Genomic DNA, 21,249 nt, shown 5'->3' on the forward strand with positions numbered 1-21,249 from the left:
ACTCCGCCCCCGGTGCCAGTCCCGGGGGCGGAGTTCTTTTGTGAAGCAGCCGCCGTCAGGACAGCAACTGCTCGATTCGGGTGGTGCAGAAGCCGGTGATATCCATCTCCGGTGGCAGCTGCACCCGATTCGCCATGCGCAGCAGCGGAACCGACAGCAGCACGGCCGCCAGGATCTCGTTGAACACCAGGTTGCGCACCCGCATGCCGCTGCGCTGCTCGTAGTAGGCGATGGTCTCATCCCGGCTCGGGGTGCCGGGCAATGGTTCGTGGCCTTCGAAAGTCGAACTGGCCCAGTCCAGGAACAGCAGCCAGGCCAGATCAACCTCGTGATCGCCGAGATGCGCGATCTCCCAGTCGAGAACGCCGCTGACCCGGAAGTCGCTGTCGTACAGGATATTCGACATGCGGGCATCGCCCCAGTTCAGCACCACGTGTTCGGGCTCGTAGAGGTTGGCCCGCAGGTACGCGATGGCGCGCCGATACGTCTCCGGCCGGCTGCCGCCGGTCGCCCAGGTGAGGGCGGCATCCAGATAGTTGACCAGCTGCTGTACCGGCTCCGTGCCATGCCGGGGCAGTGCCAGGAAGTCCAGTCGCAATGCCCGCCAATCCAATTGGTGAATCGCCGCGATGGTGTCGACACAGCCCCACCACATGCGGGCGCGCTGTTCGGGCGTGGCCTCGAAATAGTTGCCCGCCGCATGATAGGAGGGATAGTCGCTGGGCGCCGCACCCGCGAGCCGGTTCATGACGAAGTACGGGCTGCCGAGATCGGTGTCGCCGCGGTCCAGCCATATCGGCGTCGCCACCGGAATGCCGGTGCCCGCCAAGCGCTGCATGACCAGCACCTGCCGCAGCAGATCGTAGTCCGGGAACAGCGACATCTCCGGCGGCCGCCGGAAAACCAGTGGCAGCGAACCACTTTCGTCCCCGACTTCGAAAAGATATGTCTCGGTGGCGAAGCCGCGATCGGTGCGCTTGAAATCGTGAACCGTGGCACTGCCGGATACCGGGAAATTCCGGTGCACCAGCGGTTCCAGGGCCGCCGCCAGTCGCTCGGCGGGTAGTCGAATGGCGTTCACGCTCAGTACCCTTCGTACCCGTACTTCTCATTGCGGCCCATGAAGACCATTTCGACCAGGCCGTAGCCGACCTTGCCGTCGGTCTCGACCCGGCAGAATGTCTCGCTCAGCATGCTGACCTGTTTCAGGTCCGCCGTATCGGTGAGATCGGCGACGAAGCTGTCGCTCCATCGTTCGCCCTTCCAGACGCCGGAGGCGTAATCGCGATACAGGTCGTATCCGGCGAGCCCCGGCCAGAAGTCCGAGACCGGGGTGATGGTGAATTCGCGGGTCTTACCGGCCGCGTCCACAATGCTGAACGTGCCGCCGCTGACGATGCGGAAGTCGTCGCGGAAGGTGAGCTCGTGGCCCGCGTCGCGCACCGGCTGCGGTTGCGCGTCGGAGCCGAGCGGTGACAGTACGGTGCCCTCGAAATGCCAGCGGTGTCCTTCCGGCGTCTCGCGCTGTGCGAAATGCACCAGCTCGTCCTCGAATTGGAAGATGCCCATGTAATAGAGGACGCCGTCCGGAATCTCGGAGGGCTGCAGGATGCCGCCGCCCTCGTTGATGGCACCCCCGCCGCCGCCGTGCCGGGTGCCCCAGGAGTGATCGCGGCCGAACCACCAGGTGGCGGGATCGATCTCGATGCGCGCGCCTTCGACCTCGAGCCAGCCCGAGACGCGCCCGTTCTGGTAGTACCGCCGGGCGTCCTCGCGCACCCGTCCGCGCGTGCGGAAGAAGGCGGGCTCCTGCTCGTAAGCCGGGAATTGGGCGTCGAATTCGAGCTGGAGCCGGATGCCGTGCTCATTGTCAGCGAGGGTCGCGCGCACCTTGCGCAGCGGTTCGACGATCTCGTAGGTGAACGGCCCGACCTGCCAGGAGCCGAGGCCGTCATAGCGGTCGTCGATCTGCCGGGACAGGCGCACGGTATGCGCCCGGTCGCCGATGGTGATCATGGCGTAGGCATCGATGAGATTGCGGTTGGGGTAGCGCGCCATACCGGTCATGACGCTCACTTCGCCGGTGGTGTCGAAGCCGTACATGACCACGCGTTCGGTCCAGCGCAGATCGCTCTGCTGCACATGGTCGAACGTGGTGGGCAGCTGATGGCAGAGCAGTTCGTCCTGGGGCGTCAACATTGACGGGTGCCTCTCGGTGGTAATTCGAATACGAGGCACAGCGTATTTGAAAGAAGGTCTGGATGTAACCTCAATCGCAGAAATTCTCGTCGACCAGTTGGGAGAACCCCGGTGAGCGCACCGTCGCAGGCCCGCTCCGGCCCCGGCCGCCCCCGCGATCCGCAGCTGGACGCGCAATTGCTGACCGCGACGCAGGAACTGCTGGTCAGCGAGGGTTATCAGGCCACCACCATCGCCGCGGTGGCGCGCCGGGCGGGGGTGGTGACCACCTCGATCTACCGTCGCTGGCCGAGTAAACGGGCCCTGGTCGAGGATGCGATCTTCGCGCTCGACGACTTCAACCATCCGGTCCCGAGCGGTGATCTACGCGCGGATCTACTCGCCTGGACGCGACTGTTCCTGTCCGCGTCGGCGCATCCGGCGGCGCGCTCGGCGATTCCGGGACTGCTCTCGGAGTACCACGACGACCACGACAGCTACCGTCGGCTGCTCGATCGCGGTGAACTCCCGACCCGGGAGGCGCTGGGCGAGTTGCTCGCGGGCGCCGTGACGGCGGGGCAGGCCGATCCCGCCTGTGACGCGGACGCGGTGTTCGAACTGTTGCGTGGCGCGACCCTGTTCCGGGCGCTCACGCACGGTGGCGACGACGCCGACGTCTTCTGTGCGCAGATCGCCGATGCCCTGGTGGCGGTGGCGGCGACCCCTGCGGGTCAGCGTATGAGGCCGAACCAATAGATCACACAGGCCAACACGAAGACGATCACTGTTTCCATCGTCGGATCCAATCTCCTTGGCGCACTTATCTCCACGATACCGGGTATCAAGATCACCCGGCGGTGGGATTCGAAACGCGGAACCCGCCGATCCTGACACCCCTCGTGGACAGGTTCGGCGGGTTCCCGCGCCCGGCCTGCCGCCCCCTTCGCGGCAGGACATCTGTGGTGGCTGTACCGGTGTCCCGGTGTTGCACACAACAATGCGGGGCCGTGCTTGGCACGGCCTTAAGAAGATCTTGCATTCACGAAAAATGCTGGGGCTGAGCAGAATTCAGATTTCTCGACCCACCTTCAGGGTGTACGCGAAGGCGGCCGCGGCGGTCAGCGCCAGCAGGAGATAGCCGAGCGTGTAGTCGTGCCGGGAGCTGTAGACCAGGCCCATGACCAAGGGCGGGAAATAGCCGCCGAGCCCGCCCGCCGCACCGACCACGCCGGTCACGGTGCCGACCCGGGCCGGATCCACCAGCTTGGCGATCAGCGCGAAGACGCCGCCGGTGCCGAGGCCGAGGAAGAACGCCATCAGCACCAGGCTGGTACCGGCCGGAAACTCCTGCGGCGGTTCGAAACTCAGCACCACCGCCATGATCGCGGTGCCCGCGAACGAGATGGCCAGCACCTTGACCGGCCCCAGCTTGTCCGAGAGCGTGCCGCCCAGCGGCCGCGCCAGCACGCCCGCGATGGAGAATCCGGCGGTGCGCAGGCCCGCATCGGACTGCGCGAACTCGTACACATTGCGCAGCACCGTCGGCAGATAGGTGGAGAAGGCCACGAAACCGCCGAACGCCACCGCGTACAGCAGTGAGCCCTGCCAGGTCGCCTTGAGCTTCAACGCTTCTCGAATGCGCGGCAGCGCGGGCTCGGTGGCCGGGCTCCAGTTCGGTGAGTTGCGGCTGAACATCAGCATGATCACGCCCATGATCGCCAGCGCCACGGCCATGATGACGTGGGTGGTGGCGCGGCCGAGGTGATCGACCAGCCGCGGGGTCAGCAGCGCCGAGAGCGCGGTACCGCCCATGCCCGCACCGAACACGCCGGTGGCGAAGCCGCGCCGGGCCGGTTCGAACCAGGCGTTGACGAACGGAACGCCGACCGCGAACGAGGTGCCCGCGATGCCCAGGAAGAAACCCCAGAAGATGAGCGCCCCATAGGAATTCGACCAGCCGACGAAGAGCGTGGGAATGATCGATATGAAGCAGATGACGGCGAACATGAGCCGTCCGCCGAACTTGTCGGCGAGCACGCCTGCCGGTATCCGGCCGAGCGAGCCGACCAGCACCGGTGTGGCCACCAGCATCGAGGTCTGACCGGGGGACAGACCCAAATCGTCTGTGTAACTACCGGATAGCGGTCCAATCAGGTTCCAGGCCCAGAAGGTGAGGCCGAAAGCCAGTGTAGCGAGCGTGAGGTTTCTCGCATTCATACCGTTTGTCTAGCAGAAACGCCGGTCAAAAGGACTAAATTAGGCCAATTCGGCGCGCCTGATCGACCCCGGCCGGGTCCCCCGCACTATGGCTGCTGTCAAGTTGCGGAATGCCTCAGGAGGCGCATGTGAAGTTGTGGCGATCCCGCTGGTTACGGGCGGCTGTGCTGCCCGTACTGGTGGGTGCGACAGCGGCGGCCGGGCCGGTGGCCCGGGCCGACGTCATCCCCGAATTACCGCTCATCATCGATGTCAGTACGCCCGCGGACGGGCAGTGCGCCGGTCCGCTGCACGGCACCACCGCCGTGTACTTCCCGACCGGGGTGCCCGCGCACACCGATGTGGAATGGCGAATTCTCGGCGGCGGACAACCGATTCGCACCGGCATCATCCCGATGAACAGCGATGTGATGACGATCGGCTTCGATATCGGCCAGGACGAACTACCCGCGGACGGCCGACTACGGGTGGACGCCCGGGCCAGAGTCCCCGGCGGCGCGGCGAGCGGTTACGGCAAGCCCTGGAACCTGCGGGTGGGCCGGGAATGCCGCCCGCTGCACGTGGTCTCGGCCGGTGACGCGGTCACCTGGGGGCAGGGCCTGGATCTGGACCGCACCTTCGCCGGGCTCACCGCCCAGACGCTCGGCGAACAGACCGGGCGGGCCACCCGGCTGCACGACTATTCGGTCTCCGGTGCGGCGCTGGACGCCCCCGGCCTGCACACCGGGGCGGGCGATGCGCAATGCCCCGTGGATCCGAAGACCGCCGACGAATCCGGCGCGAATGAACTACCCGATGTGTTCTGCCAATTGGAGCAGGCGGGGGCCGAGGCCCGCGCGCACGGTTATCCGGTGGACCTGGTGCTGCTGGACGGTTGTATCAACGATCTGGATCCGGTCTTCGGCATTCCGGTCGGCGTCACCCCCGGCACCAAGGATCTGACCGCCGCGATACGGCGGGAATGCGGTGGCATCGGAGCCGAGTCGGCGAACCCCGCCGCACACGTGCCGTATTTCAGCGGCGCGAAGCTCGGCTACGGCGGACGCGGTATGCGTGCCGCCATCGAGAAGGCGCACGCATTGCCGGGCAATCCGAAGGTACTGGTATCCAACTACTTTCACGGTGCGGACGCGCCGGGCGTGCCGGAAGTGTTGCGGGCCCGCTGGTCCGAATTCGTGCGCGTCTCGGCGGAGTCGTTCCGGCAGGCGGCGGCCCAGGCCAATGCCGCCGCGGGTGAGGCGTTCGCGGTCGCGGCCGACGGCCTCGCCAGTCAGGACGGTGATCGCAAACTGTGGATGAATCCGCTCGGCGACGAGGAGATCTCACTGCGCCTGCTGGCCTGCCCGCAACTCACCGAGGTGCCGCCGCAGTGCCGCGCGACCGCCATCGCGCACGCGGACCCCGAGGGTGCGCGGGAGTACGCGAGGGCCTTCCTGCTGAACCCCGCCATGCGCGAATGGTTCGGCGGCGGTGGACCTTCGGGTGACGGGTTCACCATCTCCCGGACGGCGGGTCCGGCTGGGACGATGGTCGATTTCGACGCCGAACCGGCGGGCGGGGCGATCCGCCAGTACGACTGGTACTTCGGCGACGGCGCGCACACCGTCACCACGGGTACGGCGGTCTCACACGCCTACACCGATCCGGGTCCGCATCTGCCGCGCCTGCTGGTGACGGATATGACGGGGCGGCAGAGCGTGTACGAGCTCGGCGAACCGATCGTGATCGAGTAGCCGAGCGGTTATTTCAGTGCGGCGGCCAGTTCGGCGATAGCGGTATCGGAGACCGGATATCCGGGGAAATAGCAGCACACCCGGGAGATTCGGTCTCCGAACCGATTCCGGATCTCCTGCGCGCATTGTGCGGGCGTCCCGCTCACGGTCAGCGCGTCGACCATCGGATCGTCGATCAGCCCGGCCATCTCGCGCCAGCGGCCCTGTTTGGACAGCAGGTTGAGTTCGGGTTGCAGATCCGCCCAGCCCTGGACCTCGAGCACCGGGCGATAGGACGGCGTCGAACCGTAGAAGGCCAGCAGATTGCGCACCGCCTGTCGTGCGGCCGCGATCTCCTCCGCCGAATCACCCATGGCGACAATGGCTTCGGCGATGATCTCGAAGGGCCGGTCCGAACCCGCCAGACCCTTGTCGATCGCCGGTAGCGTGCGCTCGCGGAAGTGCCGTTCGGTGTTGAAGGGCATGACCAGCACCCCGTCCGCCACCCGCGCCGCCATCTCGGTCATGCGCGGGCCGAGCGCGCCGACCAGAACCGGTGGCACGCCATGGGGATTGGGGCCGGGATCGAAATTCGGCGGCATCAGGGTGTGTTGCCAGAATTCGCCGCGATAGTTCAGGCGTTCCCCGGTCTGCCAGGCGCGCAGGATCTCTCGCACCGCGGCGACGGTATCGCCCATGCGGTCCACCGGGCGGGACCAGGTGCTGCCGTAGCGGCGCTCGATATGCGGGCGGATCTGCGAACCCAGGCCGAGGCGGAATCGGCCGCCGGACAACAGGTGCAGGTCATAGGCGGCGTGCGCGAGGTGAATCGGGCTGCGCGGGAACGCGATCGCCACATTGGTCATGAGTCCCAGTCCGCTGTCCGCGGCCAGGGCGAGCGGCAGGAAGACATCGTGCGCGCCCTCGAAGGTGAAGATGCCGTCCACCCCCGCCGCGCGCAATTGCCGTGCGCGCGCGGCGGATTCGGCGACCGGGGCGTTCAGCCAGATATCGAGCGGCAGTGACATCGCATTCCCATCGGTTCGGTCGCACAGAGAACTCCGCCCCGAGCGCTGAGGTCGTCAGGCTCGGGGCGGAGCGGTCACCGCGCGTTGTGGCCGGTGACCGGCGGTTCCGGAACCGTAAGGGAAGTAACAGTTTTCCGGAACCGCCGTCCTGCTCGGTGCTCACGCGCCGATGAACTCCGCGGCCTTCTCGCCGATGAGGTAGCTCGGTGCGTTGGTGTTGCCGCCGGTGATGCTCGGCATGATCGAGGCGTCCGCGACGCGCAGGCCCTCGATACCGTTCACCTTCAGCGTCGGATCGACCACCGCGCGCTCGTCCACACCCATGCGGCAGGTGCCGACCGGGTGGTAGATGGAGTGCACGCGGTTGGGCAGTTCGGCGCGCAGCGCGGTCTCGTCCTGCAGCGCGGGGCCGGGGGCGAGCTCCTCGGTCCAGTCACCGGCAATGCTCTTGTGCGCCATGATCTCCCGGATCATCCGAATGCCCTCGATGAGGAATTCGGTATCCCGCGGATCGCTCAGGTAGCCCGGATCGATGAGCGGGGAGGCGAACGGATCGTTCGAGGCCAGCTTCAGTTCGCCGCGGCTCTTGGGGTAGATGAGGCTCGGGAAGATGGTGAAGCCGGGACGGCGATCCACCAGGTGCAGCTTGTCCTCATCCTGGTTGGGGATGGGGTAGCTCCACGGCAGGGTGTGGATCTGCATATCCGGGTAGTCGCCCTCGGCGTACTTGGTCTTGACGAAACCGCACGCCTCGAAGACCGTGCGCCCCATCCAGGAGCTGCCCGGGCGGGCCAGTTCCTGCATGATGCCGCTGGCGAAGTGGGTCGGAATACCGCGGTGGATGGCCTTTTTGGAGATGAAGGTCATCGGCACGAACAGGTGGTCGTGCAGGTTCTGCCCGACCGGCAGATCCGCGAGCACATCGATGCCGAGTTCACGCAGGTGCGCGGCGGGGCCGACGCCGGACAGCATGAGCAGCTGCGCCGAGCCGATGACGCCACCGGAGACGATGACCTCCTTGGCGGCCTTGATGATTCGGCGGGTGCCGTTCTTCTCGGCCAGTTCCACGCCGGTGGCGCGGCCCTTCTCGATGACGACCCGGGTCACGTGCACATGGGTGAGCACGGTCAGGTTGGAGTTCGGCCGGTCGGTGATGAAACCGCGCGAAGAGCTGTAGCGCAGACCGTTTTTCACGCTCTGCTGGAAGATCGAGATGCCTTCCTGCGATTCGCCGTTGTAGTCCTCGATGATCGGCGCGCCGAGGGTGTCGGAGGCGGCGACCATGAACTGCTGGGCGATCGGGGTCAGGTCCTGCTGCCGGGTGACCTCGATGGGGCCGCCCGCGCCGCGTACATCGCTCGCGCCGTCCTGCCAGTTCTCCAGGCTCTTGTAGGCGGGGAGCACCTCGTCGTAGCTCCAGCCGGTATTGCCCTCGGCGGCCCAGGAATCGAAGTTGGCCCGGTTGCCGCGCACGTAGAGCATGCCGTTGACGGAGCTGGATCCGCCGAGCACCTTGCCGCGCGTCATGGGGATCTTGCGATCGTTGGCGTGCTTCTGCGGGATGGAGAACTGCTTCCACGTCACGCGCTTCTTCAGCTGCGGGACGGTGTGCACCATGCTGATCGCGCCGGGCATGGTGACCAGGCGGGTGTTGTCCTTGCGGCCTGCCTCCAACAGGATCACGCTGGCGCCGCGCTCGGCGAGCCGGCCGGCCACGATGGCGCCGGCGCTGCCCGATCCGACGACTACGTAATCGGCCTCGGTTGCGTTGTCCCCGGAGCGCGGAGAAGCGGTCATTCTTCGTTACCTCATCCTTGAGTGTGCCTGCGGTCACTGTAGAACAAGTTCTAGTCTGCGCACAGGGCGGACTTGATGTCCAGCCATGCGGGCGACCTCAGGGGCCGAAAATATGATCATCCGCCGGTAGGTAGAACTTGTTCTAGAGATGCTGCGTATTAGCTGGCCTCGTGGGTTGCTGCCGGGGCGGGTTCGGCCCGTCGAAACCATGGTAGGAGCGGCCCGAGCGTGGTTCAATTCACATGAAACGCGTTTCAGTTTTGCGATCATGGCGGCAATACGCGCGAGGAGGAACAATGACTGTTCCGTCGCTACCGGCAGGTTTCGATTTCACCGATCCGGCGCTGTGGGCTGATCACAGCCCCGCCCAGGAGTTCGCCGCGCTGCGGCGCACCGCACCTGTCTGGTGGAATGCCCAGACGCCCGAACAGGCGGCCCCGTTCACCGACGCGGGATTCTGGGCCATCACCCGGTACGAGGATGTCAAGGAGATATCCCGGAGGCCGGACGTCTGGTCCTCGCATGAAAAGGGTTCCATCATCCGGATGCCTGCGGATTCGCTACCGGAACAGTTGGAACTGTCACGAAATGCGTTGCTGATCAATATGGATCCGCCGAAGCACACCAAGATTCGGCGCATCGTCTCGCAGGGCTTCACCCCGCGCGCGGTCGAGGGATTGCGCAAGGCCCTCACCGAGCGCGCCGCGGCGATTGTCGCGGAGGCGAAGGAGACCGGCGGCGGCGATTTCGTGGAGCAGGTGGCCTCCGAACTTCCGTTGCAGGCCATCGCCGAACTGCTCGGGGTGCCGCAGGATGATCGGCACAAGCTGTTCCACTGGTCCAATCAGCTGTTGAACTTCGATGATCCGGAGTTCGCCGGGGCCAATATGCAGGCCAATGCCGAACTGCTCGGATACGCCTACAACCTGGCCGAACAGCGCCGCGCCTGCCCGATGGACGATATCGTCACGCAGTTGGTGACCGCCGATATCGACGGTGAGGCACTGGGTTCGGACGAATTCGGCTTCTTCGTCATCCTGCTGTCGGTGGCGGGCAATGAAACCACCCGCAATGCCATTACGCACGGTATGAAGGCGTTCGTCGACAATCCGGAACAGTGGGAGCTGTACCGGGAAAAGCGGCCGCGCACCGCGCCCGATGAAATCGTGCGCTGGGCGACGCCGGTCACCTCATTCCAGCGCACCGCGCTGAGCGATACCGAACTCGGCGGGCAGGCCATCCGCGCGGGCGATCGGGTCGGATTGTTCTACAGCTCCGCCAATTTCGACGAGGACGTGTTCGACGATCCGTTCTCGTTCAATGTGCTGCGCGATCCCAATCCGCATGTCGGATTCGGCGGGACCGGTGCGCACTTCTGTGTGGGCGCGAATCTGGCGCGACTGGAAATCGATCTGATGTTCAATGCGATCGCCGATGTCATGCCGAATATCACCGAGCTCGAACCGCCGCAACGGTTGCGCGCAGGGTGGATCAATGGGATCAAACACTGGCCGGTCAACTACGGGTGAGCGGCTGTTCGCGGCGAACCCGTTCTACTATGCGAATGTGACCTCACTTCGCGAAATTCCCGTACAGACCCTGGACGACAAGCCCACCACCCTCGCCGAGCTGGCCGGCGACAAGGTGGTGCTCTTGGTCAACGTAGCCTCCAAATGCGGTCTGACCCCGCAGTACAACGGCCTGGTGGAACTGCAGAACGCCTTCGGCCACCGCGGTTTCACCGTGATCGGCGCGCCGAGCAACCAGTTCATGGGCCAGGAGCCCGGCACCGCCGAGGAGATCGCCGAATTCTGCTCCACCACCTACGGTGTGGACTTCCCGCTGCTGGAGAAGCTGGAGGTGAACGGCGACGGCGCGCACCCCATCTACCGCGAGCTCACCCAGACCGCCGATGCCGACGGCACCGCCGGTGACGTGCAGTGGAACTTCGAGAAGTTCCTGATCGGCCGCGACGGCTCGGTGCTGGCGCGCATCCGCCCCCGCACCGAGCCCACCGACCCCTCGGTCATCGCGGCGATCGAGAGTGCGGTCTAACGCGTGCGCCTGCGATAACGCACCGCACACGGCTGTTCCAACTGCACGACCATTTTCGAATGGTCGTTGCGGTAGCTGTCCGACGGCTGGGAGAGTTCGAACTCCCAGTCGCGCAGCAGAATCGAGAAGATCGCCTTCAACTGCATGAGCGCGAAGGCCGCGCCGACGCAGCGGTGCCTGCCCGCGCCGAACGGGATCCAGGTCCAGCGATTGACCAGATCCTCCTGATTGGGATCGATATAGCGGGCCGGATCGAAGATATCCGGATTCGGGAAATCCTCCGGAATCCGGTTGGAGACAGCGGGTGTCGCCGCCACCAGATCGCCGGGCGCGATGCGATGCCCGCACACCTCGAACTCGTCCTGCGCCACCCGCATCAGAATGATGAGCGGCGGATGCATGCGCAGCACCTCCTTGAGCACCGCTTCCAAGCGCGGAATCTGCCGCAGCGCATGGAAACTCACGTCCGCGCCGTCCGCGTACAGCTCATCCAGTTCGGTCACCACGCTGCCGAGCACCTCGGGATTGCGCAGCAGTTCGATGATCGTCCAGGCGGCGGTGCCGGAGGTGGTGTGATGGCCCGCGAACATCATCGAGATGAAGATTCCGGTGATCTCGCTGGCCGAGAACCGAGGTTTGCCCTGCTCGTCCAGCACCGACACCAGGACGTCGAGCATGTCCCGATCCTCTTTGCCCCGAGGCGGATTCGCGAGTCTGCCCGCCATGATGTGCCGCACCAGCTTCACCAGTTGATGCCGGGCCTCATCGCGGCGGCGGAAGCTCTCGATATCCGCGTTCGGGTCCACGTAGCAGTAGGCGTCGGTGCCGCGCTCCAGCTCGTGATAGAGGTGTGCGAACCGGTCGTCGAGCTCCTCGCGGAACTTGGTGCCGATGAGGCAGGCCGAGGAGGTGTAGATGGTCAGCTCGGCGAAGAATTCGAGCAGATCGATCTCGCCCTCGTCACCCCAGGACGCCAGCATGCGATCCACCTCGCGGGCGATGGTGGTGGCGTGCCCGCGCATCTGATCACCGCGTAATGCGGTGTTGTGCAACATTTCCTTGCGGCGTTCGGGCGGTGCGTCGAACACCACGCCCTCGCCGAAGATGGGCTTCATGAACGGATAGGCCGCGGCCTGATCCAGATCCTCATCGCCCGCCCGGAAGAAGAACTCGTTGGCCTGCGCACCGGACAGCAGGATCACATCCCGGGTGGCGAGCCGGAACGACCCGATATCACCGCATTCGGCGCGCACGCGCGCCATCAGGGCGATGGGATCGGTCCGGAACTCTTCGAGATGGCCGTGCTCGTGCTCGCCGCCCGAGACCTGCTGGGGCTTGACCAGGGTCATCGGAATACCTCCCGCGCTGGAGTAGACACCTGTCTGGACGGTACTACGGGTGTGCGGGCGCGGCAAGAGATTTCACTGGGGGATAAACGATTTCGAGCGGAAAGCGACCGCGGAAGATCAGCCGCGCAATGCGTGCAGTGCGGCCTTCTCCAGCCGGTCCGCGATTTCGGCATAGGAGGCGTAACCCATGCCCGCGCGCACCAGTGCGCCCGCGTACAGCAATTCCAGGGTTTCCACCATTTCGAGATCGCCGTCCGCGCCGAGCGCGTCGATCAGCCGCTGCCGAATCTCGCTGCCGATACGCAAACGCAGATGCGCCACATCCGGATCGGTGCCGAGCAGCGCACTGGTCACCGCGCCCGCCAGCGCGGGCTCGTCGGCGACCAGCATGGCGATCTGCCGCAGCACCGCCACCGCCCGCTCGGTGCTGTCCGCAGCGGCGAGATCGGGTGCGGGCGTGGCCGCCAGGCGTCGCCAGAACATCTCCGCGACCAGGTGTTCCTTGGAGGAGAAGTAGGTGTAGGCGGTGGCCGTGCCGACCCCGGCGGCCGATGCCACCATGCGCACCGTGAGCCCCGCGAACCCCTCGCGCGAGAGCACCTCCATCGCCGCCCGGGTGAGGCGGTCGACGGTCTCGGCCTGCTTCTCGGTGAGGCGGCGGCGAGTGGCCTCCATGTTTACGACCGGGCGGTCGGAAAGAGAATCAGACACGTGTCCGGATGCTACTATGGCGCTGCTCTCCGGGCAACTCGCCGATACGCAATCCGTATCAATGCGCGCGCCCCAGAAAGGTTTTCGGATGACTCAGGCCGACATTTCCGCCGATACCGCCGCATTGTTCGCACTCGCCGAACAGGCCGTCGGATTCATGCCGCCGGAAGAAGGCCGCGCGCTGTACGAAGCCGCCCGCACCTACGCGGGCGACGGCGCGATTCTCGAAATAGGCACCTACTGCGGTAAATCCGCGATCTATCTGGGTGCGGCCGCACGCGAGACCGGTGCCACCGTCTTCACCGTCGACCATCACGGCGGCTCCGAAGAGCATCAGCCCGGCTGGGAATACCACGACCCCACGCTGATCGATCCGGAGACAGGTGTCTTCGACACCTCGATGACTTTCCGCCGCACCATGATTCGTGCCGGTCTCACCGAAACCGTCATCGGCATAATCGGTTCCTCCGCGACCGCCGCCAAATTCTGGCGCACACCGCTGCGCCTGCTCTTCATCGACGGCGGCCACACCGAGGAAGCGGCCCAGCGCGATTACGACAATTGGACGCACTGGGTGGCGGGCGGCGGCCTGCTCGCCATCCACGATGTCTTCCCGGACCCCGCGGACGGCGGGCAGGCCCCCTACAACATCTATCGCCGGGCCATCGACTCCGGAAAGTTCCGCGAACTCTCCGTCACCGGATCCCTGCGCATCCTGCAGCGCAACGCCGCCTGCAACTAGCCCTCAGTGCGTCGGGCTGGTGGCGCAGGCGCAGTGGCTCGCGGTGATGCGGGTGGGGCGCAGCAGATCCCGGAAGATGTTGTTGGCGGGCGTGGTTCGGGTCAGCGCGTCGGCGGCCAGCAGGGTGGCGGCGGCGGTCCAGGTGGTGCGTTCCTCGGGCCAGCGTTTGCCGTCGGTGAAGACCAGGCCGGTCCAGTAGGAACCGTCCGCCTCGCGCAGATGCTGCATATTGATGAAGAGCTGGCGGGCACGCCGGTTGTCGCCCAGGGCATCCAGGGCCAGCACCAATTCGCAGGTTTCCGCGCCGGTGACCCAGGGCTGGTCGGAGACGCAGCGGATGCCGAGGGTGGGAACCACGAAATCCTCCCAGCGCGAGGTGATTCGGTCGTACGCGGTGCGACCCCGGATCGCGCCGCCGAGGATGGGGTAGTACCAGTCCATCGAGTAGCGGCTCTTGTCGAGGAACGCCTCGGGGTGATCACGCAGCGCATGGCCCAGGCGTAAGGCCGCCACCTCCCAGGAGGGCTGTGGATCGTCGAGCTGATCGGCCAGGGACAGCGCGCAGCGGAGGCTGTGGAAAATGCTGGCGCAGCCGGTGAGCAGCGCTTCGCCGGAGGAGCCGCCGGGGCCGAGGGACCAGTGGATCTCACCGAAGTCGCCCTGTTGCAGGGATAGGACGAAATCCACGGCCGCGCGGACCGTCGGCCACATCTCCCGGACGAATTCGAAATCGTCCGTGCTGGTGAGGAAGTGCAGGACGCCGGTGGCGATGTACGCGCAGAAGTTGGTGTCTGCGTCCGCGTTCTCGATGACGCCCGCTCGGAACTGCATGGGCCAGGAGCCGTCCGCGCGCTGGGTTTTCGCGGACCAGCGGTAGGCGTCGCGGGCCTGATCCCACAGGCCCGCCACCGTCAGCGCCATGGCGTTCTCGACGTGGTCCCAGGGGTCGGTGTGGCCGCCGGTGAACCAGGGCAGCGCGCCGTCGGATTCCTGTGCGGCCGCGATGGTTTCGGCGGTGCGCAGGCAGTCCCGGGCGGATAGGACGCCGGGGACCGCGGGTAGCTCAGCGGTGGGCACGGCGGACCGCCGGCTTCGCGAAGTACAGTGCCACGCTCTTGCCGATGAGCGGATCGAGCAGGCGTTCGGCGGTGCGGGTCAGCTGGGGCGCGGACATCATGTCCCACACCAGCATTCGGTGATAGGCGCTCACAGCGGGGTGTTTGTCGTTGTTGACGCCCACCGCGCACTTGAGCCACCAGTACGGCGAGTGCAGAGCGTGTGCGTGCGCCCTGTGGATGAATCGCAAACCCCGTGCCGTGACCTTGTCGCGCAGCTCGTCCGCGCGGTAGATGCGCACGTGCCCGCCCTCATTGGCGTGGTATTCGTCCGACAGCGCCCAGCAGATGCGTTCGGGCAGCCAGCGCGGCACCGTAACGGCCAGCGCCCCACCGGGTTTGAGGACGCGCGCCAGTTCCGCGATGGCCGCGCCGTCCTGTGGGATGTGTTCGAGGATCTCCGAGGCGATCACCACGTCGAATTCGCCGTCGCCGTAGGGCAGGTCCAGGGCGTCCCCGCGCACCGTCTCGGCCTTGGCGTAGTCGGGCGCTTCACCGGCTTCGGCCATGGCACCGAACATGGTGTCCACATCGGCGAGATCGCTGCCGTTCTGATCGAACGCCACGATATCGGCCCCGCGCCGATACGCCTCGAAGGAATGCCGTCCGGCCCCGCACCCCACATCGATGACGCGGGTGCCCGGGCCGATGCCCAGGCGGTCGAAGTCGACGGTCAGCATGAAATGGCCTCCTGATGGCGTGCGATGGCGTTTTCGTAGACGGAAACCGTTTGCGCGGCAACGGCTTCCCAGCTGAAGACGGACAGTGCGCGGTTCCGGCCCGCCAGGCTCAGGCGGTGCCGGTGCGCGGGGGAGTCGAGCAGAGCGCCCAGGGTGCGGGTCAACTCATCCACATTGCCGGGCTCGACCAGCTCCGCGCAGTCGCCGACCACTTCGGGCAGCGCACCGGCGCGGCTGGCCACCAGGGGCGTGCCGCTGGCCATGGCCTCCACGGCGGGCAGTGAGAAACCCTCGTACATCGATGGGATACAGGCGATTTCGGCGGACGCCAGCAGGCGGGCCAGCTCATCGTCACCGAGTCCGCTGACGACGGTGACGATATCGGCCAGGCCGAGTTCGGCGATCAACTTCTCGGTGGGGCCGTCCGGTTCCAGTTTGGCGACCAGCTGGAGTTCAAGCGTATGTGTGACGCGCAGGCGCGCAATGGCGTTCAGCAGATGCGCGATGCCCTTGAGCGGCTTGTCGGCGCTGGCCACCGCGACGATTCGGCCGGGTGCGCGCGGCTCGTCATGCGGCCGGAAGAGCCCGGTGTCCACGCCCAGCGGCACCGTCCGCACCTGCTCCGGGCGCACCCCGAAGTCGCTGACGATATCGGTCGCCGACGAGGACGAGACCGTGATCAACTCCGGTATCCGCCGGGCGACCCGCTGCTGCATGCCGAGGAAGCCGTACCACCTGTGCACGAACGGTTTTCGATGCCACGGCGCGGCCGCGAGGTCGACCGCCCGATCCCGGGTGATCGGATGGTGGATGGTCGCCACCAGCGGCAGGTGCCGGGCGATGTCCAGCAGCCCGTAGCCCAGGCACTGATTGTCGTGCACGACATCGAAGTCGGCTGTCCGGGAACGCAAGACGCGGGCCGCGCGGATGCTGAAGGTGCGCGGCTCCGGGAAGCCCGCCGTCCACATGGTGGCGACCTCCAGCAGATCCGTCCGATCCCGGAGCTCCGACGGTCGCGGCGTGCGAAAGGGATCGGAGTCCCGGTAGAGGTCCAGGCTCGGCACCTCGGTGAGCCGCACGCGCGGGTCGAGGAGCTCCGGATACGGCTGTCCGGAGAACACCTCGACCTCGTGCCCGAGTTCGGCCAGACCGCGGCTGAGGTATCGGACGTACACCCCTTGTCCCCCGCAGTGGGTTTTGCTGCGATAGGACAGCAGGGCGATACGCACGGGCACACCTTTCCTTGGGCGCAGCGAAATCTACTGGGGGCGTATGTCTTTCAGGTAACGATCGGTCACCGGGCGGTCATGCGTTACGAATCGGCTCCAGCTTGCCCGCCAGCCGCTCCAGATAGGCCAGCACATCGGCCTCCGGCTTGTCGGGGAGTCCGTACAGCACATCGGTGACCCCGGCCTCGGCCCAGCGCGCGAGCTTGTCGGCGTCGGGCTTGAAGTCCAGTGCCACCACGCGCGGAGCGCCCTCGCGCCCGGCTTCCTTCCAGATCTTCATGAGCAGTGCGGTGGACGCCGAGACATCGGTTTCGGCGGGCGTGGTGATCCAGCCGTCGCCGGTCCGCGCGATCCACTTGAAGGTCTTCTCGGTGCCGCCCGCGCCGATCAGCAGCGGAATATGCGGCTGCACCGGCTTGGGCCACGCCCAGCTCGGCCCGAAGGAGACGAAATCGCCCGAGTAGCTGGCTTCTTCCTGCGTCCACAGCGCGCGCATGGCCTCGATGTACTCGCGCAGCACGGTGCGCCGCTTATTGCCGGGCACGCCGTGATCGGTGAGTTCATCGGTGTTCCAGCCGAATCCGGCGCCGAGGGTGAGGCGGCCGCCGGACAGGTGGTCCAGGGTGGCCAGGGTCTTGGCGAGCGTGATCGGATCGCTCTCGGTGGGAAGCGCCACCGCCGTGGACAATTCGATGCGCGAGGTCACCGCGGCGGCCGTCGCCAGCGAGACCCACGGATCCAAGGTCCGGGTGTACCGGTCATCAGGGAGTTCGGATGTTCCGGTAAGCGGATGCGCCGCATCGCGTTTCACCGGAATATGGGTGTGCTCCGGCACGAAGAACGAGTCGAACCCGTTGTCCTCGGCCCCCTTGGCGGCAGCGGCGGGCGTGATCCCGCGATCGCTGGTGAAGAGAACAATACCGAATCGCATGTGCGCCTACCTCTCTCAGTTGCCCTTGGCCGCGGCTACACCCGCGCGCCGTCCATAGAAACTTCCGTCACCCAGCGAACAGCCGCTGGCGTAACCGCCCGCGCAGATGCCCGAGGAGACCCGGCCCGCCGCGAACAGTCCCGCGATGGGTTCGCCGGATACGTGCAGCACCCGCGAATCCAGATCGGTGCGCAGGCCGCCGAGCGTGAAACCGCCGGTGTACCCGCGCAGGTCGTACGCGCCGAGCGGGGCGCTGATCGGCTTCACCCACTCGGTCTTCTTGTGCAGGAACGGATCTTCCCCGTTCTCGGCATGCCGGTTGTACAGGTCGATGGTGGATTGCAGGGTGCCCGCGGGCAAACCCATCTCGCCTTCCAGCTCCTCGATGGTCTCGGCCACCCAGGTCGGCGCGATGCGCAGGAAGCTCATCGACGATTTGGTCTCGAACGCCGCCTCCAGCGCCGCCTCGTCGATGATCAGATACGCCTTGTTGTCCTGATCCTGGAGTACGGCCTGACCCATGCGGCCGGGGTAGGTGTCCTCGGTGATGAAGCGCTGACCGTGCCCGTTCACCAGGATGCCGCGCGCGATCACCTGCGGGTCCGCGATGAGCGCGACCTCGGTGGCGTCCATATGCGCCAGATCCGCGCCGAGCGCCTGCGCCACCCGGATGCCGATGCCGTCGTGCTCCTCGACGGTCGCGGCCGGGCGGCCCAGGATCTTGGGCGCGTACTGCTCCACCATCTGATGGTTGTAGGCGAAGCTGCCGGTCGCCAGCACCACACCGCGTTCGGCCCGCACGAACAGTTCCTTGCCATACCGCTTGGCCGCGACGCCGACCACACGGCCGGAGTCGTCGACGACCAGGCGTTGCAGCCGGACATCGAATTCCTGTCGCACGCCCAGCTTTTCGGCCTGCTGGGCGAGCGGCTCCATCAGCATGTAGCCGCCGCCCTTCTCACCCAGCTTCTTATCCCGGGTCCAGGCGAGGTGCCCGCGCGGTGCGGGGGTGGCGATGGCGTTGAACGGTGCGGAGTTCTCGCCGCCGGAGAACATCAGGCCCTCATCGGCGGGCGGCTCGTAGGCGGGTTCGCCCCAGAACACCTCGTTGAACGGCACGCCATTGGCGACCAGCCAGTCGAAATGCTCGACACTGCCCTGGCAGTAGTCATGAATCTTGGCCTTGTCCACACCCGGTCCGAGCGCGGCGGTCAGGAACTTCTCCATCTCCTCCGGGGTGTCCTCGAACCCGAGCTTGCGCTGCAGCGCGGTACCGCCGCCGAGATAGATGAACCCGCCGGACAGGGCGGCCGCGCCGCCCCACCCGCCGGTGCGTTCCAGTACCAGCACATCGGCCCCGGCCCGGGCCGCCTCGATGGACGCGCACACCCCGGCAATGCCGAAGCCGACGACGACCACTTCGGCTTCGAGATCCCAGGAGCTCACCTCACTGGCCCGGAGTGGTCGCACGGTTGCGGTATCGGCCATTGTCTTGGAATTCCTAACTGGTGGAGGGCTATTGCTTCTTATGCGCTTTGGCGGCCTTGCCGACGACGCCGTCGAGGGTGGTGCCCGCGGGCCAGCCCACGTAGTGGCACAGGAACAGTGCGATCTCGTGCAACTGCTCCTCGTCCAGTTCGTCATTGCGCAGTGCCGCGCCGACCTGGATCTCCGCGATATCGAACAGGCCCTGCGCGGTGACCGCGCCGAGCAGCAGCAGTCGCCGATCGCGAATGGACAGGCCCGGACGCGACCAGATATCGGCGAACAGATGATCGGCGGTGACGCCGAAGTGCACGCCCGGACCGTCCTGGAACTCCCAGCCGTACACCTCGCTCATCTTCTTCAGACCGCGTTCTCTGCGTTCATCGGTCATATCACCACTGCTCCTTTGCGATTGCGCCGCGGCCGACGCCGAGACCGTCACCGAGTCCGCCGAGCGCCTGATCGGCGAGCGGCAGATCGACGCCGAGCCGGCGGCCGAGGTCCAGGGCCAGGGCGAGATCCTTCTCGCCGAGATCACGTACGTGGGTCAGGATCGGGAACCAGAAATCGTCCGCGGCGACCGGTGCGGTGGTGTTGCGCAACATGATCGCGCCCGGACCGCCGGTATGCGAATCGGAATGCCGCACCACCTTGCCGAGTTCGGTGATGTCGAGTCCCGCGGCCTCGGCCAGCCGCTGCGATTCGGCGGCGGCGGTGAAGGCGATGAAGTGGAGCAGGTTGCGTGCCAGCTTCATTCGGGTGCCCGCGCCGACCTCGCCCGCGTGCACGATGAGCGAAGCGAAACTGGCGAAGGGGGCGCGCACGGTCTTGAAGGCGGTCTCGCTGCCGCCGACCATGATCGCGAGTCCGCCCTTCTGTGCGGCGGGTGCACCGCCGCTGATCGGGGCATCGACGAATTCCACACCGTGCTCGGCACATTCGGCCGCCAGCTCGATCGCGGTCTTATCGGAGATGGTCGAATGCACGGCAATCACCGTGCCGGGTTTGGCGGTTCGGAGAATTCCGTCGTCGCCCGTGACGACCGATCGCACCTGGGCGTCGTCGAGCACCACCACCGAGATGACGGCGCACCGCTCGGCCACTTCGGCCGCTGTCGCCGCGGCCGTCGCGCCGCCGTCGGTGAAGGGCGTCAGCGCGTCCGCCCGCATATCGCAGACCACCAGTCCGCCCGGCCAGTCGAGCAGCCGCTTGGCCATGGGCGCACCCATATTGCCCAGGCCGATGAATCCCACCGCGGTGTCGCTCATGCCCGGAATACCGTTCCGCCATCGACATTGAGCACCTGGCCGGTGACCCACTTGGCATCGTCCGACAGCAGGTACAGGCAGGCCCCGACCAGATCCTCCGGGGTGCCCAGCCGCTTGATGGCCGCGCCCTTGACGATCTCGTCCACGAACTGCTCCGGCACGATGGAGCGGGTGGCCTCGGTATCGATGGGACCGGGCGCGATGGCGTTGATGCGAATGTTCGCGCTGCCCAGCTCATGTGCCAGCTGCTGGGTGAGGCTGTTGATGCCCGCCTTGGCCAGTCCGTAGAAGCCCGAGTACGTCCATGCGGCGGTGGAGGATTGGTTCACGATCGACCCGCCGCCCTGCTTGCGCATCGGCTTCCACACCGCGCGCGTCATATTCAGCGCGCCGTCCAGATTCACGCCCATGAACTTCTTGTAGTAGTCCCACGGCACGGACAGCAGCAGATCCAGCTTCATGGTGCCGTAGATGGCGGCGTTATTGACCAGATGGTCGATGCGGCCGAACTCGCCGAGGGTGAATTCGGCTACGGCGGCAGCTGATTCGGGTTCGGAGACATCCACCTCGCGGAAGATCGCGGTGCCGCCGTCGGCGGTGATCTGCTTGGCGACATCCGTGCCGCGCTCGGTATTCAGGTCGGCCACAATGACTTTCGCGCCCTCGGCGGCGAGTGCTTTGGCGTACTCCTCCCCGATACCCTGCGCGGCTCCGGTGACAATGACGGTTCTATCGGTGAATCGGGCCATGAC

General features: G+C 66.3%; 20 protein-coding genes. 5 read left to right on the top strand and 15 right to left on the bottom strand.

Going from position 1 to position 21,249, the window contains the following annotated elements:
* Positions 1-55 precede the first annotated feature (55 nt).
* Together ACFC0O_RS26060 and ACFC0O_RS26065 are read right to left on the bottom strand one after the other, a co-directional pair.
* Entirely contained in the window at positions 56-1,081 is a 1,026-nt protein-coding gene (locus ACFC0O_RS26060; RefSeq protein ID WP_375962136.1) for a phosphotransferase family protein, read from the bottom strand.
* A 2-nt stretch (positions 1,082-1,083) separates the two neighbouring features.
* Positions 1,084-2,199, bottom strand: coding sequence for a hypothetical protein (locus ACFC0O_RS26065; RefSeq protein WP_375962139.1), 1,116 nt, complete (start codon positions 2,197-2,199; stop codon positions 1,084-1,086).
* Between the two features lie 111 nt (positions 2,200-2,310).
* On the opposite strand from ACFC0O_RS26065, the gene ACFC0O_RS26070 reads away from it, so the two are divergent.
* Complete coding sequence (locus tag ACFC0O_RS26070) at positions 2,311-2,934, top strand: TetR/AcrR family transcriptional regulator (RefSeq protein WP_375962142.1); 624 nt, start codon at positions 2,311-2,313, stop codon at positions 2,932-2,934.
* A 312-nt stretch (positions 2,935-3,246) separates the two neighbouring features.
* Here the strand turns inward: ACFC0O_RS26070 and ACFC0O_RS26075 are convergent, their stop codons facing one another.
* Entirely contained in the window at positions 3,247-4,395 is a 1,149-nt protein-coding gene (locus ACFC0O_RS26075; RefSeq protein ID WP_375962145.1) for a nitrate/nitrite transporter, read from the bottom strand.
* A gap of 128 nt (positions 4,396-4,523) precedes the next feature.
* On the opposite strand from ACFC0O_RS26075, the gene ACFC0O_RS26080 reads away from it, so the two are divergent.
* The gene (locus tag ACFC0O_RS26080; RefSeq protein WP_375962148.1) at positions 4,524-6,128 is read left to right on the top strand and encodes a PKD domain-containing protein; all 1,605 of its coding nucleotides are present in this window, start codon (positions 4,524-4,526) and stop codon (positions 6,126-6,128) included.
* An 8-nt stretch (positions 6,129-6,136) separates the two neighbouring features.
* On the opposite strand, the gene ACFC0O_RS26085 is transcribed toward ACFC0O_RS26080, so the two are convergent.
* Positions 6,137-7,129 carry a TIGR03617 family F420-dependent LLM class oxidoreductase gene (locus tag ACFC0O_RS26085; RefSeq protein ID WP_375963831.1) on the bottom strand — a complete coding sequence of 331 codons (993 nt, stop codon included), beginning with the start codon at positions 7,127-7,129 and terminating at the stop codon, positions 6,137-6,139.
* 165 nt (positions 7,130-7,294) lie between these two features.
* The gene (locus ACFC0O_RS26090) at positions 7,295-8,932 is read right to left on the bottom strand and encodes a GMC family oxidoreductase (RefSeq protein WP_375962150.1); all 1,638 of its coding nucleotides are present in this window, start codon (positions 8,930-8,932) and stop codon (positions 7,295-7,297) included.
* Positions 8,933-9,228: 296 nt separating this feature from the next.
* Here ACFC0O_RS26090 and ACFC0O_RS26095 point away from each other — a divergent pair, with 296 nt between their 5' ends.
* Positions 9,229-10,461 (top strand): cytochrome P450, encoded by a 1,233-nt coding sequence (locus tag ACFC0O_RS26095; protein ID WP_364637453.1) that lies wholly within the window; start codon positions 9,229-9,231, stop codon positions 10,459-10,461.
* A 37-nt stretch (positions 10,462-10,498) separates the two neighbouring features.
* Positions 10,499-10,987 carry a glutathione peroxidase gene (locus ACFC0O_RS26100; RefSeq protein WP_375962154.1) on the top strand — a complete coding sequence of 163 codons (489 nt, stop codon included), beginning with the start codon at positions 10,499-10,501 and terminating at the stop codon, positions 10,985-10,987.
* Here the strand turns inward: ACFC0O_RS26100 and ACFC0O_RS26105 are convergent.
* Both ACFC0O_RS26105 and ACFC0O_RS26110 read right to left on the bottom strand, forming a co-directional pair.
* Positions 10,984-12,336 carry a cytochrome P450 gene (locus ACFC0O_RS26105; protein ID WP_375962157.1) on the bottom strand — a complete coding sequence of 451 codons (1,353 nt, stop codon included), beginning with the start codon at positions 12,334-12,336 and terminating at the stop codon, positions 10,984-10,986. The genes ACFC0O_RS26100 and ACFC0O_RS26105 overlap by 4 nt on opposite strands.
* A 117-nt stretch (positions 12,337-12,453) precedes the next feature.
* The gene (locus ACFC0O_RS26110; RefSeq protein ID WP_375963833.1) at positions 12,454-13,011 is read right to left on the bottom strand and encodes a TetR/AcrR family transcriptional regulator; all 558 of its coding nucleotides are present in this window, start codon (positions 13,009-13,011) and stop codon (positions 12,454-12,456) included.
* A 124-nt stretch (positions 13,012-13,135) separates the two neighbouring features.
* Here ACFC0O_RS26110 and ACFC0O_RS26115 point away from each other — a divergent pair, with 124 nt between their 5' ends.
* Positions 13,136-13,789 carry a class I SAM-dependent methyltransferase gene (locus ACFC0O_RS26115; protein ID WP_375962160.1) on the top strand — a complete coding sequence of 218 codons (654 nt, stop codon included), beginning with the start codon at positions 13,136-13,138 and terminating at the stop codon, positions 13,787-13,789.
* Positions 13,790-13,792: 3 nt separating this feature from the next.
* On the opposite strand, the gene ACFC0O_RS26120 is transcribed toward ACFC0O_RS26115, so the two are convergent.
* The 8 genes from ACFC0O_RS26120 to ACFC0O_RS26155 all read right to left on the bottom strand — a co-directional run bounded on the left by ACFC0O_RS26120 (position 13,793) and on the right by ACFC0O_RS26155 (position 21,246).
* Positions 13,793-14,866 carry a prenyltransferase gene (locus ACFC0O_RS26120; RefSeq protein WP_375962163.1) on the bottom strand — a complete coding sequence of 358 codons (1,074 nt, stop codon included), beginning with the start codon at positions 14,864-14,866 and terminating at the stop codon, positions 13,793-13,795.
* Positions 14,853-15,584: a class I SAM-dependent methyltransferase gene (locus ACFC0O_RS26125; RefSeq protein ID WP_375962165.1), complete on the bottom strand. Its 732-nt coding sequence runs from the start codon at positions 15,582-15,584 to the stop codon at positions 14,853-14,855. Before ACFC0O_RS26125 ends, ACFC0O_RS26120 begins: the two co-directional genes overlap by 14 nt.
* On the bottom strand, positions 15,578-16,813 hold the full coding sequence (locus tag ACFC0O_RS26130) for a glycosyltransferase family 4 protein (RefSeq protein WP_375962168.1): 1,236 nt from the start codon (positions 16,811-16,813) through the stop codon (positions 15,578-15,580). Before ACFC0O_RS26130 ends, ACFC0O_RS26125 begins: the two co-directional genes overlap by 7 nt.
* A 76-nt stretch (positions 16,814-16,889) precedes the next feature.
* The gene (locus ACFC0O_RS26135) at positions 16,890-17,744 is read right to left on the bottom strand and encodes an LLM class F420-dependent oxidoreductase (RefSeq protein ID WP_375962171.1); all 855 of its coding nucleotides are present in this window, start codon (positions 17,742-17,744) and stop codon (positions 16,890-16,892) included.
* A gap of 15 nt (positions 17,745-17,759) precedes the next feature.
* The gene (locus ACFC0O_RS26140; protein WP_375962173.1) at positions 17,760-19,232 is read right to left on the bottom strand and encodes an FAD-dependent oxidoreductase; all 1,473 of its coding nucleotides are present in this window, start codon (positions 19,230-19,232) and stop codon (positions 17,760-17,762) included.
* 28 nt (positions 19,233-19,260) lie between these two features.
* The gene (locus ACFC0O_RS26145; protein ID WP_364637471.1) at positions 19,261-19,620 is read right to left on the bottom strand and encodes a carboxymuconolactone decarboxylase family protein; all 360 of its coding nucleotides are present in this window, start codon (positions 19,618-19,620) and stop codon (positions 19,261-19,263) included.
* Position 19,621: 1 nt separating this feature from the next.
* Positions 19,622-20,497, bottom strand: a complete 876-nt coding sequence (locus ACFC0O_RS26150; protein WP_375962175.1) for an NAD(P)-dependent oxidoreductase — start codon at positions 20,495-20,497, stop codon at positions 19,622-19,624.
* The gene (locus tag ACFC0O_RS26155; protein ID WP_375962177.1) at positions 20,494-21,246 is read right to left on the bottom strand and encodes an SDR family oxidoreductase; all 753 of its coding nucleotides are present in this window, start codon (positions 21,244-21,246) and stop codon (positions 20,494-20,496) included. Before ACFC0O_RS26155 ends, ACFC0O_RS26150 begins: the two co-directional genes overlap by 4 nt.
* Positions 21,247-21,249: the final 3 nt, after the last annotated feature.

Origin of the sequence: Nocardia sp. NPDC056100 (assembly GCF_042266325.1) — a bacterium.
Classification (GTDB): Bacteria; Actinomycetota; Actinomycetes; order Mycobacteriales; family Mycobacteriaceae; genus Nocardia.

What these genes read in the sequence shown, in the direction of transcription:
- ACFC0O_RS26125 (WP_375962165.1), bottom strand. Translation starts at nt 15,584, where the DNA reads ATGCTGACCGTCGACTTCGACCGCCTGGGCATCGGCCCGGGCACCCGC.
- ACFC0O_RS26115 (WP_375962160.1), top strand. Translation starts at nt 13,136, where the DNA reads ATGACTCAGGCCGACATTTCCGCCGATACCGCCGCATTGTTCGCACTC.
- ACFC0O_RS26150 (WP_375962175.1), bottom strand. Translation starts at nt 20,497, where the DNA reads ATGAGCGACACCGCGGTGGGATTCATCGGCCTGGGCAATATGGGTGCG.
- ACFC0O_RS26065 (WP_375962139.1), bottom strand. Translation starts at nt 2,199, where the DNA reads ATGTTGACGCCCCAGGACGAACTGCTCTGCCATCAGCTGCCCACCACG.
- ACFC0O_RS26095 (WP_364637453.1), top strand. Translation starts at nt 9,229, where the DNA reads ATGACTGTTCCGTCGCTACCGGCAGGTTTCGATTTCACCGATCCGGCG.
- ACFC0O_RS26105 (WP_375962157.1), bottom strand. Translation starts at nt 12,336, where the DNA reads ATGACCCTGGTCAAGCCCCAGCAGGTCTCGGGCGGCGAGCACGAGCAC.
- ACFC0O_RS26155 (WP_375962177.1), bottom strand. Translation starts at nt 21,246, where the DNA reads ATGGCCCGATTCACCGATAGAACCGTCATTGTCACCGGAGCCGCGCAG.
- ACFC0O_RS26145 (WP_364637471.1), bottom strand. Translation starts at nt 19,620, where the DNA reads ATGACCGATGAACGCAGAGAACGCGGTCTGAAGAAGATGAGCGAGGTG.
- ACFC0O_RS26135 (WP_375962171.1), bottom strand. Translation starts at nt 17,744, where the DNA reads ATGCGATTCGGTATTGTTCTCTTCACCAGCGATCGCGGGATCACGCCC.
- ACFC0O_RS26110 (WP_375963833.1), bottom strand. Translation starts at nt 13,011, where the DNA reads ATGGAGGCCACTCGCCGCCGCCTCACCGAGAAGCAGGCCGAGACCGTC.
- ACFC0O_RS26090 (WP_375962150.1), bottom strand. Translation starts at nt 8,932, where the DNA reads ATGACCGCTTCTCCGCGCTCCGGGGACAACGCAACCGAGGCCGATTAC.
- ACFC0O_RS26140 (WP_375962173.1), bottom strand. Translation starts at nt 19,232, where the DNA reads ATGGCCGATACCGCAACCGTGCGACCACTCCGGGCCAGTGAGGTGAGC.
- ACFC0O_RS26075 (WP_375962145.1), bottom strand. Translation starts at nt 4,395, where the DNA reads ATGAATGCGAGAAACCTCACGCTCGCTACACTGGCTTTCGGCCTCACC.